Genomic DNA, 13904 nt, shown 5'->3' on the forward strand with positions numbered 1-13904 from the left:
GCATATAGCACACGAAAGCCCCCATCCAAAGTGGATGGGGGCTTTCGTTATCTGTTATGTTGCGATTGTGTGGTGATTGCAATGGCCCACAGTCACCGCGGTGATCGAGCGTGGCGATCAGTCGTTGAGATGATCGAGCGTGCCGCTCTTCAGGCGCAAAATGGCGACCATGGTCTTGGCATCCACAATCGTGCCATTGACCACCATCTCATAGGCATCGTCCACCGACACCATACGCACGTCGGAACGCGGAGTCTCCGGGCCGATTTCCTGACGGGAAGCCGGGGTTAGACCGGTGGCGAAGAAGATTGCGGTGTGCTGGGTGGAATAGCTCGGCGTGTTCATAAAACGGGTGAACTGCGTAAGCTTGGTGGCGTCGAAACCGGCCTCTTCGGCCAGCTTGCGCTTAGCTACATCGGTCGGGCGTTCGGACGGGTTGTTGGCGTGACCGGCCGGAATCTCCAACGTCCAACGATGGTTGGCGATGCGATACTGCTCGACCAGCGGAATCATGCCATCATCGGTGACGGCCAGCACAGCCACAGTGTCGCCATTGTTCTCCTGAACAAAGTAGCGTTCAAACGAACCGATTTGATTCGACTCATAGGAGACGTGATCGACATTGAAATAATGCGTCTCCACAATCTGTCTACGGGAAATCTCCTTGACCGGAGAGGGGCGCCAGGGATCGAACTGACGGTAAGTTTCGTTGCTCATAAGCCCTCCTAACAAAAGCGATACATCGAAACTACAGCCCATTGTAAGCGGTGAAACCACGCAGGAGAACGGGCAACACACGGGTGCGCCGTCCGCGATATCGACGTGTTTCGCCTGTTTCACCGGGGGGGAATGGAGGATTGGCGCGTGTCTTGTGTCGCAAGAGTCGAATTGGTATGCTACTCTCTTCAGAGTGCTTTGGCACGCCCTCGTATCCCAATTGGTAGAGGAAGCAGCCTCAAAATCTGCGCAGTGTGGGTTCGAGTCCCACCGAGGGCACTTTAGTTAGGAGTTCGCTGAAATTATTGTGAACCCCATTGTCGGGTAATTCAAGAAAGAGGTTGGCATGGCTGCAAGGAAGAAGTCCGAAGAACCGAGTATCAACATCGATGAGGTGCTGACCGACGAAGAGCTCAAGGCCGTGGCCAATGAAAGCGAACCTGCTGAGCGCAAGGCCAAGCCCGAGGACGGTCCGCGTACCGTTGTCGTGGCCGAGGACGAAGCCGTGAACCGCATGGATCTGGTCGCCATGCTGGAAGACAACGGTTATGAGGTCGTTGGTCAGGCCGCCAACGGCGAGGAAGCCGTGGAACTGACCCGCAAGTACCGCCCTGATGTGGTGTGCATGGATGTCAAGATGCCGCGTATGGACGGCATCACCGCTGCCGGCATTATCTGCGATGAAAACATCGCCCCCGTCGTCATGCTCACCGCATTCTCCCAGACCGATCTGGTGAAGAAGGCCACCGGCGCTGGCGCCATGGCATACGTCACCAAGCCGTACGAGGAATCCAAGCTGCTGCCGACCCTCGAGGTGGCCATGGGCCGTTTCGCCGAGATCAACGATTTGCTGGACAGCGTGGAGCGCAGCGAACGTAAGCTCAAGGAAACCACCGATCAGCTCAAGGAAACCGAAGAGAAGCTCAAGAAGGCCGAAGACACGCTTGAGGAGCGCAAGCTCGTCGACCGCGCCAAGGGTCTGCTGATGGACAAGGCGGACTTCTCCGAGCAGGGTGCCTTCCGTTGGATTCAGAAGACCTCCATGGACCAGCGCATCCCCAAGAAGCGCCTGGCTCAGGCCATCATCGCCAAGTACGGCGGTCCGAAGCCTTCTGATTCGGGCGAACGCTGATTATCGGCGTCGCCGTACTGAGTCGTAAAGCAACACAAACACACTATGGGAGAGGCCAGCGTGACCGTACCCACCAATGAAACATTGCTGGTGGTGGACGGCCACTCGCTGGCCTTCCGTGCATTTTTCGCCCTGCCGGTCGACAACTTCAGCACCTCCAGCGGCCAGGCCACCAACGCCGTCTGGGGTTTTGCCACCATGCTCGCGCAGGTGATCGATGCGGAGAAGCCCGACCATCTGGGCGTCGCCTTCGATGTGAAGGGCGGCACATTCCGCAATGAGATGCTTCCGCAATACAAAGGCACCCGTGAGGCGGCTCCCGAAGAGCTGCTCACCCAGCTGCCATTGATTCAACGCATGCTCACGGCCCTCGGCGTCACCTACATCGAGAAGCCGGGATTCGAAGGCGACGACGTGATCGCCACCCTCGCCACCATGGGAGACAAGGCCGGTTACCACACACTGGTATTGTCCGGTGACCGAGACGCTTTCCAGCTGGTGGATGACAACGTCACCGTGTTGTACCCGGGCCATCACTTCAAAGACCTGAAGCATATGACGCCGCAGTCCATCATCGACAAATACAAAGTCACTCCCGCACAATATCCGGATCTGGCGGCACTCCGAGGCGAAACCGCCGACAATATTCCCGGTGTGCCCGGCGTAGGCGACGGCTTTGCGGCCAAGTGGATCAACCAATTCGGTTCCCTCGACGGCATTTGCGAGCACGCCGATGAAATCGGCGGCAAAAAAGGCGAATCACTGCGGGCCAATATCGACCAGGTCAAACTCAATCGCAAAGTCAACGCACTGGTACGAGACGTCGATCTAGGCGTCGATATCGAGGATCTGACATTCGGCACCGTGGACGTGGCACAGATCGACGCCCTGTTCAAGGAGCTTGAATTCGGACCTCGCACCAAGAGTCGTGTACTGAAAACCTTCAATACCGGGGCCAAGGCATCCAACACATCCGGAGCTGGCGAGTCTACGAATAATGAGCAGAACGAGCAGGATAGCAGCCTCGATCTGAACCTGCCGGAACCCACGAGCATCACTGCTCCGGAGCAGTTCGACGAATGGGTCAAGGCCCATCGCGTCGAAGTCAAGGTTCCCGGTGAAATCGCCGATTTCACGGTTTCCGACTATGGCGGTGGCTCGCAGCGGCATGCCATCTGCGGCGACGCGGTCGGCCACGCTTGGACCGTGGCCGCATGGGGCGACGAAAGGCCGGGGCGTGCCACGGCACAAGCCATTGCCGTGGCCACGGCAACATCAGCGGCCATAGTGCCCCTTCCAATCACCGATACCCTGCGAGCACAGCTTGCGCGGTTCCTGAAAAGCGAACACTCCCGCACCATCGTGCATGGGTATAAAGAATTGCTGCATCTTTTGGGCGCGGTCGATCTTGACATGGACCTGCCGATGTTCGACACCAAGCTTGCCGGGTATCTGGCCCAACCGGATTTCCATGCCGATAGCCTCAAGCAGGCGGCCGAGCACTTCCTCGACATCCACTTCACCGAAACCGAACAGCCTTCGCAAGGCACGTTGGACTTCGACGACGATCAGGTCGAAGAAGATCCGAACGAACATCGTCTGCGTGATTTGGCCATTATCCGCAGCCTCGCCGTCACGCTCGGGCCGATTATCGACGAGCGTGAACAATGCTGGCTGATGCGCGCGATTGAACTTCCTGTTTCCCGCGTGCTGCACGGCATGGAGCACACAGGAGCCAAAGTCGATAGCGTTCGACTCGTCTCCATGCGTGACCAGTTTGCCGCCGAGGCTCGCCAAGCGCAGGAAATGGCTTGGGAGTATGCCGGCACCGAAATCAACCTGCAAAGCCCCAAGCAGCTGCAGAAGGTGCTGTTCGAAGATATGGGTTTGAAACCCACCAAACGCACCAAGTCCGGCTCATACACCACGAATGCGGCCGCATTGCAGGATCTGTATGTCAAATCAGTGGACAATGAGCGGGCCAACGGTTTCCTCGGAGCGTTGCTGCGCCATCGCGAGATCAACAAGCTCAAGCAGATCGTCCAAACGCTGATCGATGCCACCAACACATCAGATGAGCGCATCCACACCACTTTCGAGCAAACCGTTGCCGCCACCGGCCGATTGAGCTCCGTGGATCCGAACCTGCAGAACATCCCCAATCGGAACGCCGCCGGCCGTGAGATTCGTGGCGTGTTCGTGCCGGGGGAGGGGTACGAGGCCCTGATGAGCTGCGATTACTCACAGGTCGAGCTGCGCATTATGGCTGATCTGTCCGATGATGAGGCGCTGATCGAAGCGTTCCGCTCCGGAGCCGACTTCCACAAATACGTGGCCTCGATGGTCTACAAGCTGCCGGTCGACCAGATCACCGGCGACCAGCGCAGCCACGTAAAAGCCATGAGCTACGGATTGGCCTATGGTCTGAGCACGTATGGTCTTGCCCAGCAACTCAAGATCGCGCCACGTGAAGCGGAAGCGTTGAAAAACCGGTATTTCGATACCTTCGGCAAGGTGCACGATTACCTTGAATCGCTGGTGGCCAATGCCCGAGAGAAGGGGTATACGGAAACCATTTTCGGACGGCGTCGCTACTTCCCGGCCCTGCATTCGACCAATCGTGTTGCGCGTGAGGCCGCCGAACGCGCGGCACTCAACGCACCGATTCAGGGATCCGCCGCCGACATCATGAAGATTGCGATGATTCGCGCCGAACAGACCTTGGCCGAGGCTCACGTCAAGAGCCGTATCATTCTGCAGATTCACGATGAACTGGTAGTGGAAATCGCGCCGGGAGAAGGCGACCAGGTCACCGAACTGGTGCGCAACGCCATGGAACACGCCGTCGACCTTGCCGTGCCGCTGGACGTATCGTGCGGCATCGGTTCCGACTGGCAACTCGCTGCACACTGACAATTTCTAGCTCCCCTCGGGTGAGGGGGCTGAGCCGTTGAGCAAACAGTCCAGTGGATTGTTTGTAGGCGAAGGCGAGCCGATAGTCGAGCAATGAAGAGCACGAGCATGGCTTGTCCGCAATTGCAGAATGAGTCCCTTGCCGCAATAGCCCACTACAATGGGACATATGCCGAATCTCAAGCAAGTCATCGACGTTCTCGAGACCCTGTACCCATTGCGCTACGCCGAAGAATGGGATGAGCCGGGCCTCATTGTCGGAGATCTGAGCCACGACGTGCACCGCATCGTGTTCGCCGCCGACCCGACCTCCGCCATCATTGACAAGGCCATCGCTACTGGCGCGGACCTGCTCATCACCCATCACCCGTTGTTCTTCCGTTCCGTACACGAGACGAGCGGACTCGGTTTCCGGGGCGACATCGTCCGCAGACTCTACCAGCACGGCTGCGGGCTGTGGGTAGGGCACACTAATGCCGACGCTGCGTATCGCGGCGTGGGACAGGCGGCGGCCGACTACTTCGGACTCATCGACCAGAAACCACTCGTGCCGATTGACGATGCAAACGCCTCTCATCCGGTCGGCTTGGGGCGTGTGGGTCGTTTGCCGAAGCCTGTTGCCCTGAAGGATTTCGCTCAGCGTGTATTCGACGAAGTGTCCGATCATGGCATGACCACCGCGCTCGGCATCCAGGTATGCGGCGATTCGGACACTTTTGTTCAGTATGTGGCCATTCTGCCTGGCTCCGGGGACTCCCTGTTCAACGAGGTGCGTGCCACCGGTGCGGACGTGTACGTAACCAGCGATTTGCGTCACCACCCGGTGACCGACGCCATCGAACAAGCCCGGTATGAAGCCCGTATGAGGTCCCAAGGCATCATGCTCGGCCATGGAATGGCGGGGGAGAGCCATGTGCGTCCCTGCTTCATCAACACCCCTCATGCCGCCATCGAATCCATGTGGTTCAACTACGCGATCGATGACGTGCCAGCCGCCATCGAACAAGCGACCGGAGCAAGGCCTGAAGTCGAGTGGTTCCACGACACGACCGATCCATGGACGCTGTCCATTACCGCGCATCGAGATTAAGACGCTATAGTAACGTGGCAAAAACGTTTTTTCCGAGGAGATGACATGTTTGGCGGAAGCAAGCAGGAACAACTGGAGCATCGGCTCGACCATAAGCTGAACGCCTCCTCGGACGGCATCGACATGGACGTGCCCGCCAAAGTGATCAGTAGCGAAACCGTTTATACCGGGCGTATCTTCCATGTGGACGACATGCGCATCGCTCTGACCGACAAGCAGGGCAAGGAACACGAGATCGGCCGCCAGGTGCTGCGTCACGCCCCCTGTGTGGTCATGCTCGTGCACGACATGTCCACCGACCGCTACCTCATCGAACGCGAATACCGCGCCGGATCGGACATGTTCGCCTACGGGCTTCCCGCCGGACTGATGGACGAGGGCGAGGACATCATGGACGCGGCCCTGAGGGAACTGGCCGAGGAAACCGGCGTGGTGCCGGACCGTGACACCATGGGCGTTGACTTCGTAGGTGATTTCTACTCGTCCGAAGGCATGACCGACGAACTGGCCCACATCATGGTGTTGCATTTGGGCCCGTTCAGGCGGGAGCAGCGCCATTTCGATGCGGACGAGCATGTGGAATCCGCGTGGATTCCGTGGAGCGACCTTGCCGCCACGCGCATCACCTCATCCAATTCGATGATCGCCATCCAGCATGAGGCGTTACGCAGACTCATCGCCAGGAACTCCGACAAAGATAAGCCGTCGCTGTTCTCCTGACGTTCAACTCCCCGGCACATCACTGACACAAAAAAAGTGGGATACTGAAAACTATGCAGATCAGACCTGGATCAATGTATCCGCTGGGCGCCAGCTATGACGGCGCCGGTGTGAACTTCGCGCTGTACTCACAGGTTGCGCAGAAAGTCGAACTATGCCTGTTCGACGAGCACGATGTGGAAACACGCATCGAAATGACCGAACGGAACTCGTACGTATGGCATAACTACATTCCCGGCCTCCATCCTGGCCAGCGTTACGGCTACCGCGTCTACGGTCCCTATGACCCGGTGCACGGCCTCAGATGCAACCCCAACAAACTGCTGCTTGACCCGTATGCCAAGGCCATTGAAGGTAATATCGACGGCGACGAAAGCCTGTTCTCATACTGGTTCAAGAGCCCGGACGACAACTCGGCGATGAACGACCTTGACTCGGCCGCCCACACCATGAAGTCGGCCGTCATCAACCCCTACTTCGATTGGGGCAACGACCAGCATCCGTACATCTCGTACCACGATTCGGTGATCTACGAGGCGCACGTGCGCGGCATGACCAACCTCAACATGGACGTGCCGCCGGACATCCGCGGCACCTACGCCGGCCTGGCCTATCCGAGCGTCATCGAATACCTGAAGAAGCTCGGCATCACCGCCATCGAACTCATGCCGATCCACCAGTTCGTCAACGACTCCTTCCTGCAGGAGAAGGGCCTGTCGAACTACTGGGGCTACAACACCATCGGCTTCTTCGCGCCGCACAACGCCTACTCCTCCTCCGGGGAACGCGGCGAGCAGGTCAACGAATTCAAGTCCATGGTCAAGGCCTACCATCGCGCCGGCATGGAAGTCATCCTCGACGTGGTGTACAACCACACCGCCGAAGGCAACCATATGGGCCCCACCCTGAGCTTCAAGGGCATCGACAACGCCTCCTACTACCGACTGGTGGAAGGCGACCAGCAGCACTACTTCGACACCACCGGCACTGGCAACTCGCTGCTCATGCGCTCGCCGCACGCGCTGCAGTTGATTACCGATTCGCTGCGCTACTGGGTTACTGAAATGCACGTCGACGGCTTCCGCTTCGATCTGGCCGCCACGCTGGCACGCCAGTTCCAGGAGGTCGACAAGCTGTCCGCGTTCTTCGACATCGTGGAGCAGGACCCGATCATCTCGCGCGTCAAGCTCATCGCCGAACCGTGGGATCTGGGCTCCGGCGGCTATCAGGTGGGCGGCTTCCCGTCCAGCTGGTCCGAATGGAATGGCCGCTACCGCGACACCGTGCGCGACTTCTGGCGCTCGCAGCCCTCCACGTTGCCCGAATTCGCCTCGCGCTTGATGGGCAGCTCCGACCTGTATCAGGTCAACGGCCGCCGACCGGTGGCGTCCGTGAACTTCATCACCGCGCATGATGGTTTCACAATGAACGACCTGGTCAGCTACAACGAAAAGCACAACGAAGCCAATGGCGAGGGCAATCGCGACGGCGAGAGCAACAATCGCTCTTGGAATTGCGGCGTTGAAGGCCCGACCAATATTCCGGACGTCAACGACTTGCGTCAGCGTCAGATGCGCAACATGTTCGCCACGTTGCTGTTCAGCCAGGGTATCCCGATGATTTGCGGTGGCGACGAAGTGGCCCGCACCCAGCAGGGCAACAACAACGCCTACTGTCAGGACAACGAGATCTCCTGGACCAACTGGCATCTTGACAAAGGACGCAAGGAACTGCTCGCCTTCGTTTCCAAACTCATTCATCTGCGTTTGGATCATCCGGTGTTGCACCGCCGTCGCTTCTTCACCGGCCGTGAGCCCGGCGACGATTCGAACACGATTCCGCAGGTCGAATGGTTCGACCACACCGGCTCGATCATGGATATGGACGACTGGCAGAACACGCATGCGTTCTCCATGATGATCTATCTGAACGGTTCGGATATCCCGGAGGTCGACTGGTACGGCAACCGGATGGTCGACAATGACTTCATCCTGATCTTCAACGCGCATTACGAGCCGATTATGTTCACCCTGCCGGATGAGCGATACGGCCGCAAATGGCAGCTGGTCGTGGATACGCACAACCCGAATGAGCCGGCGCTGAGCTATGAGGCGGGCTTCATGATCACCGCCCAGTCCCGCAGCTTCCTCATGCTCATGAGCGCCAAAAAGCCCAAGAAGCCCATGGGCCTATAACCAGACCGAATTTAAGCTCCCTCTGACGAGGGAGCTCCCGGTGTAGCCGGGTGAGGGAGAGACCGCAGCAAAGCCGCGAACTCCTACTCGCGCCCCTTACGCTCCTCCACGAGCCGAGCATCGACATGATGCCGAGGACTGCATGTCGGCGCTGTTGCCAAACCTCAAGCGGTGGCGGCGTCAGGATGAGATCGATGCGGTGGCGGAGGGGAAATGACCCAAATGAGCGATGGCATTCGACTATAAAAAGGAATAAAAAAGCCCTACATTCCAGTCGGGAGTAGGGCTTGTGGTCGGGCTAGCCGGATTTGAACCGGCGACATCCTGCTCCCAAAGCAGGCGCGCTACCAAACTGCGCTATAGCCCGATACGCCATTAAGGCACAAGAAATCATTATAAACGACGCTGGATACATTGCGTGTCGAGCATATGAATTCAAAAAGGTTCTGGATTCTCTTGCATATGAGCGGCATCTTTATTCAATGATGCTCTACAACGACTAGGTTTGAATCTGCATCTGCTATTTCAGTTTAATTCAGTAACAGCATTCATGGGGATGTTGCGAGTCGTCACGTGTTTTGGCATAACAAGCAGTGCTTTGGCCCGCAAGGGCGAGGCTCCAAGTCGCCGGGGGGGGGGTATTCCCCCGGCATTCCTTTTCCTCCAACGTTGTCAGGAGCCCATTTGAGCGAATTGAGCATCTTCGTGGACGAATCTGGCGAGTGAGGTAAGCTGTCCGAATACTATCTCATCACATTGGTGCTTCACGTCCAGTCCGATTCTGTAGCGGAACATATTGATAAGTATGAACGCCATCTGGCTGATTCCGGCTTGCCTGATATTCCATTCCATGTTTCAGATTTTCAGTAGAATGGCGACAGACAAATCCCGCTGGCTTGCTAGTAAAGCGTTGTCCTCGGGGAGGGTTTTGTTTGTTATTGAAAGATAACGCGGCATCGAATAGATAGGGGAGGTCCGGCATGGGACGTCATCAGCGCGCAGAAGCCTCCGGACTCATCTCCTTCTTGATTTGCGCCGTCGTCGGCGCGGTATCGATGAACCTGTACATGGAATACGCGCCGGCCATCTGGCAGCTGACGCAACGCCGATTCATGGTATGTTCGGGCATCGTGGCGGCATGCGGTGTCATTTCCTTCATTATTGGCTATGCGCGTAAATCACGTTCATTGAACCTCAAACATGGTTGGTTTGCACCGATTCGTCGCATTTTCGAAATCGTCGCCCTTTCGGTGGTGTATGCCTCGACCATCTTCCTGTCGTCCTTCGCCCTCATCGGTGCGGCCAACGATATGATGGGCAATGCCATTTTCTCCGGCTATATTTCCAGCGTCTGCGCCGCCTTTGCCGGCGTGGTGGGGTACATGACCTTTGTACAGGCGGAGATGATGAACGCCAAAACCATTGCCAGCCTGTTGCCGTTCTTCGTCATCTCCGGCGTGGTCACCGCCGGCATGACCACCGACGACCCATACTGGTATCACAACAACTTTTCGCAGCTTGGTGACAGAACCACGTTCGCGGCCCGTATGTTCAACTCCACGCTGATTCTTGCCGGCACGTGCATCATCATCGTCAGCTACTTCGCCATCTCCGAATTGGTGACCACCGAACGGCTACAGCGCCTCTGGCACGACCGCACCAACAGAGATCCGAATCGCGGCTACGAAATCCCACATTTCATGCTGCGCATCTCCATTCTGTCCTTCCTGCTGATGGTGGCCGGCCTGGCATTCATCGGCATCGGCGTGTTCCGGTACACGCCACACAATCTCTTGCACAATATATGCGCCAAAGGCCTGCCGTTCGTCATGCTGCTGCTGTTCGTGCTCCTGCCATGGCTTGCGCCACGCCTGTCCAAAACAGTGATGGTGGCCTCCGACCTGACCGCGCTCGTATGCGCTGCATTCTGGGTCAATATGATGATGGGTCACAACACCCTCACCAATGTGGAGGCGTTGGCTGGTCTGGCGTTCCTAGGCTGGTTCATCGTGTTCTCGCGCCAGATCGCCGCCATCGAGGCCGACCGCGTGGCCGCCCAGCTGCTGCACGCGCAGGCCATCGAAGGCGGACTGGAGGAAGCATCCACCGAGCCCGCACAGCAGATTGAATCCCGCATCGCCGCCGACCGTTGATAGATATCTCGTTCATTAGGTCGATTTGTCGTTCATTTGGTAGGTTCGGTGTCCTACGCCATGTTGGGATCGCGCCATTTCAAAGGTGGGTGCGGAGGCTGACCTACCAAATGAACGACAAATCGACCAAATGAATGACAGCGGACGCTCTGAAGCCTCCAAATACTGATAGATTTGGCCTTATGACTGAACAACTCACGAATCTCTGGCCTGCCCCGCTCGCCACACAGCCGTTGAACGCTACGGTAACGGTGCCGGGCAGCAAGTCCCTATCCAACCGCTACCTGATTCTCGCCGCCCTCGGCAGCAAGCCCGTTACTCTGATTGGCCTGCTGCGTTCGCGCGACACGGACCTTATGATGGGTGCCCTCGAAGCCCTCGGTGTCCGCTGCGACGTGGATTCCGCAACCGACACCACCGTAACGGTTACTCCTCCCGTATCCGGCCGATTCCATGGCAACGTCAATGTGTTCTGCGGACTGGCCGGCACGGTGATGCGTTTCGTGCCCGGCCTTGCCCTGTTTGCAGATGGCCCAGTGAATTTTGATGGCGACGAACAGGCTTATGCACGCCCGATGAAGCCGGTGCTTGACGGTTTGGAACAGCTGGGTGCAACGGTTGATTACCACGGCGAGGTTGGCCGTCTGCCGTTCACTATTACGCCGCCTGCAACCTTGCCGTCTGCCCAGGCGCAGGTCAGCATCGATTCGTCCGGTTCTTCCCAGTTCATCTCCGGCCTGTTGCTGATTAGTTCCAAACTGCCTAGCGGTCTGCACCTCGCGCACACGGGGGAGAAGACCCCGAGCCTACCGCACATTCGCATGACTGTGGCTGATGTGACCGGTGCCGGCGGTGCGGTTGAGGCCGACGAATCCGCCCGCACATGGACGGTTGAACCGCGCGCAATGCAACTGCCGAGCAAGGTGACCGTTGAGCCCGACCTGTCGAACGCGGCGCCATTCCTCGGCGCGGCATTGATCGCCGGCGGCACGGTCCGGGTGCCTCATTGGCCTGAGACCACCACCCAGCCGGGTGGTTTGTTGCCGGGCTATCTGGAACAGATGGGTGCCAAAGTATCGTTCCCGACAATCGATGGCGTGCGCTATTGCGAGGTGACCGGTGACGGCACCGTGCATGGGCTGGGTACGTTCGATTTGACGGCGGCCGGGGAGATTGCGCCCTCGTTGGCGGCGATTCTGGTGTTTGCTGATAAGTCGACAGACATGGTTGGTATTGGTCACTTGCGCGGCCACGAAACGAATCGTCTGGAGGCATTGGTCAACGAGATTCGTCGTGTTGGGGGAGCGGCTGAGGAATTGCCTGATGGATTGCGTATCGAACCGGTGCCGGCGGAGACGTTGCACGGTGCCGTGATGGAAACCTATGCTGATCACCGTATGGCCACGTTCGCCGCGATGCTGGGGCTGCGTATTCCCGATATCGAGGTCATCAACGTGGCCACCACGCGCAAGACCTTGCCTGATTTCGTCGGTATGTGGAGCGGCATGCTGAGGCAGTAAGGGGTCCTGTGTTCTGGTGGACCCCCCTCAGTCCGCCGGAGGCGACTGAGGGGGAGTATGACGCAGGGGTAGGGGTCTCATGACCATATACGAATGGGGGCTGATTCCAATCGGAATCAGCCCCCATAGTGTTGCAACTAGAGATTGGTGAGATGCCTAACGGCGGTTACTTACTTGGCGAAGGTGTTGCCGTAGGTGTCGGTGCCGGCTTCGGCGATTGCGGCGGACTTGCGGGCGATGGCCAGCTCTTCGTTCGTCGGAATCACGGCGATGATCACGGAGGAGTCCGGAGTGGAGATGATGCGCGGTTCCTTGGAGCGGGTGGCGTTCTTCTCCTCGTCCAGCTTGACGCCGAACGGAGCGAGCTTGTCGCACACCATCTTGCGGACCACGTCGTCGTTCTCGCCCACGCCAGCGGTGAAGGTGATCACGTCGCAGCCACCCATCTGGTAGGTGTAGTTGCCGATGTAGCTGACGATGCGGTGCACGTAGACATCCAGAGCCAGCTTGGCGTCCTCATTGCCCTCGGACACCAGACGGTGAACCTCACGCAAATCGCCATAGCCGGTCATGCCCATCATGCCGGAACGCTTGTTGAACAGGGCGTCAAGCTCGTCCACGTTCATGTGGGCGTTGCGGATCAGGTGGAAGACCACAGCCGGGTCGATGTCACCGGTACGGCCGCCCATCATCAGGCCCTCAAGCGGGGTCAGACCCATGGAGGTCTCAACCGGCTTGCCGGAGACTTCAGCGGAAGCGGAAGCGCCGTTGCCGATGTGCAAAACGATCTGCTTCAGGCCTTCAGCCGGCTTGCCGATGACGTCCGGCACCACGGAGGAGATGTACTCGTGGGAGGTGCCGTGGGCGCCGTAGCGGCGGATGTGGTACTGATCGGCGATTTCCTTGTTCAGCGCGTAGGTGCTGGCGGCCTTCGGCAGCTGGAAGAAGAAGGAGGAATCGAAGACGAAGATCTGCGGAACGTCCGGCAGCAGGGAGCGCATGACTTCGGCGCCCTTGGCCTCCGGTCCGTTGTGCAGCGGGGCGAGCACAGCCAGATCCTTGACCTGGTTGATGGTCTTGTTGGTCACGAGGGCCGGCTTCGGGAAGATGGAGCCACCCTGCACCACACGGTGGCCGACGGCGACAATGCCAGCCTCAGACAGGTTCGGGCCGTACTCCTCGAAGAAGCCGAGCACGCGCTTCAGACCCTGCTCGTGGTCGTGAATCGGCTCTTCAAGCTCGTGCTTTTCGCCGTTGTACTCGTGCTTGTAGTGGCCGTCGACCGGCTCACCGATCTTCTCGACGAGGCCGGAAGCGAGGCCTTCGCCGGATTCGAGATCAACCAGCTGGTACTTGATCGAGCTGGAGCCGGAATTGATGACAAGGACGGTTTTCGCCATTATGGGCATCCTCCATTGTGATTGAATGTTCCCGTGAGACACGGGTTACCGTTGATTAGATTAC

At 58.3% G+C, this 13904-nt stretch carries 9 protein-coding genes, 2 tRNA genes and 2 pseudogenes; 10 read left to right on the forward strand and 3 right to left on the reverse strand.

Translation table 11 applies throughout. The features are described from left to right. Window positions 1-117 precede the first annotated feature (117 nt). Window positions 118-717, reverse strand: a complete 600-nt coding sequence (locus BLLJ_RS03245) for an NUDIX domain-containing protein (RefSeq protein ID WP_007051922.1) — start codon at window positions 715-717, stop codon at window positions 118-120. A gap of 205 nt (window positions 718-922) precedes the next feature. Here BLLJ_RS03245 and BLLJ_RS03250 point away from each other — a divergent pair. From BLLJ_RS03250 to BLLJ_RS10885, 7 genes and pseudogenes are all read left to right on the forward strand, one after another. Further along, window positions 923-996, forward strand: a tRNA-Leu gene (locus BLLJ_RS03250). Between the two features lie 67 nt (window positions 997-1063). Next, the gene (locus BLLJ_RS03255; RefSeq protein WP_013582490.1) at window positions 1064-1849 is read left to right on the forward strand and encodes an ANTAR domain-containing response regulator; all 786 of its coding nucleotides are present in this window, start codon (window positions 1064-1066) and stop codon (window positions 1847-1849) included. Window positions 1850-1894: 45 nt separating this feature from the next. Beyond that, the gene (polA, locus tag BLLJ_RS03260) at window positions 1895-4762 is read left to right on the forward strand and encodes a DNA polymerase I (RefSeq protein ID WP_032740691.1); all 2868 of its coding nucleotides are present in this window, start codon (window positions 1895-1897) and stop codon (window positions 4760-4762) included. Window positions 4763-4931: 169 nt separating this feature from the next. Further along, on the forward strand, window positions 4932-5852 hold the full coding sequence (locus BLLJ_RS03265) for a Nif3-like dinuclear metal center hexameric protein (protein WP_013582492.1): 921 nt from the start codon (window positions 4932-4934) through the stop codon (window positions 5850-5852). Between the two features lie 45 nt (window positions 5853-5897). Further along, complete coding sequence (locus BLLJ_RS03270; protein ID WP_012578040.1) at window positions 5898-6572, forward strand: NUDIX hydrolase; 675 nt, start codon at window positions 5898-5900, stop codon at window positions 6570-6572. Window positions 6573-6646: 74 nt separating this feature from the next. Beyond that, window positions 6647-8767, forward strand: coding sequence for a glycogen debranching protein GlgX (glgX, locus tag BLLJ_RS03275; RefSeq protein WP_007055470.1), 2121 nt, complete (start codon window positions 6647-6649; stop codon window positions 8765-8767). Window positions 8768-8858: 91 nt separating this feature from the next. After that, a pseudogene (locus tag BLLJ_RS10885) lies at window positions 8859-8984 on the forward strand (zinc ribbon domain-containing protein); the annotation flags it as partial. 73 nt (window positions 8985-9057) lie between these two features. Here the strand turns inward: BLLJ_RS10885 and BLLJ_RS03280 are convergent. Continuing rightward, window positions 9058-9134: transfer RNA gene (locus tag BLLJ_RS03280), tRNA-Pro, on the reverse strand. Window positions 9135-9451: 317 nt separating this feature from the next. On the opposite strand from BLLJ_RS03280, the pseudogene BLLJ_RS11645 reads away from it, so the two are divergent. The 3 genes and pseudogenes from BLLJ_RS11645 to aroA all read left to right on the forward strand — a co-directional run. After that, window positions 9452-9619: pseudogene (locus BLLJ_RS11645) on the forward strand (DUF3800 domain-containing protein); the annotation flags it as partial. 128 nt (window positions 9620-9747) lie between these two features. Beyond that, a complete protein-coding gene (locus BLLJ_RS03290; RefSeq protein WP_013582493.1) occupies window positions 9748-10920 on the forward strand; it encodes a hypothetical protein in 1173 nt (390 codons plus the stop codon). Between the two features lie 182 nt (window positions 10921-11102). Beyond that, window positions 11103-12440 carry a 3-phosphoshikimate 1-carboxyvinyltransferase gene (gene aroA, locus BLLJ_RS03295; protein ID WP_013582494.1) on the forward strand — a complete coding sequence of 446 codons (1338 nt, stop codon included), beginning with the start codon at window positions 11103-11105 and terminating at the stop codon, window positions 12438-12440. A 170-nt stretch (window positions 12441-12610) separates the two neighbouring features. Here the strand turns inward: aroA and BLLJ_RS03300 are convergent, their stop codons facing one another. Then, on the reverse strand, window positions 12611-13840 hold the full coding sequence (locus BLLJ_RS03300; protein ID WP_011068227.1) for an acetate/propionate family kinase: 1230 nt from the start codon (window positions 13838-13840) through the stop codon (window positions 12611-12613). Between the last annotated feature and the right edge of the window lie 64 nt (window positions 13841-13904).

The sequence above is a fragment of the Bifidobacterium longum subsp. longum JCM 1217 genome (genome assembly GCF_000196555.1).
Lineage (GTDB): Bacteria > Actinomycetota > Actinomycetes > Actinomycetales > Bifidobacteriaceae > Bifidobacterium > Bifidobacterium longum.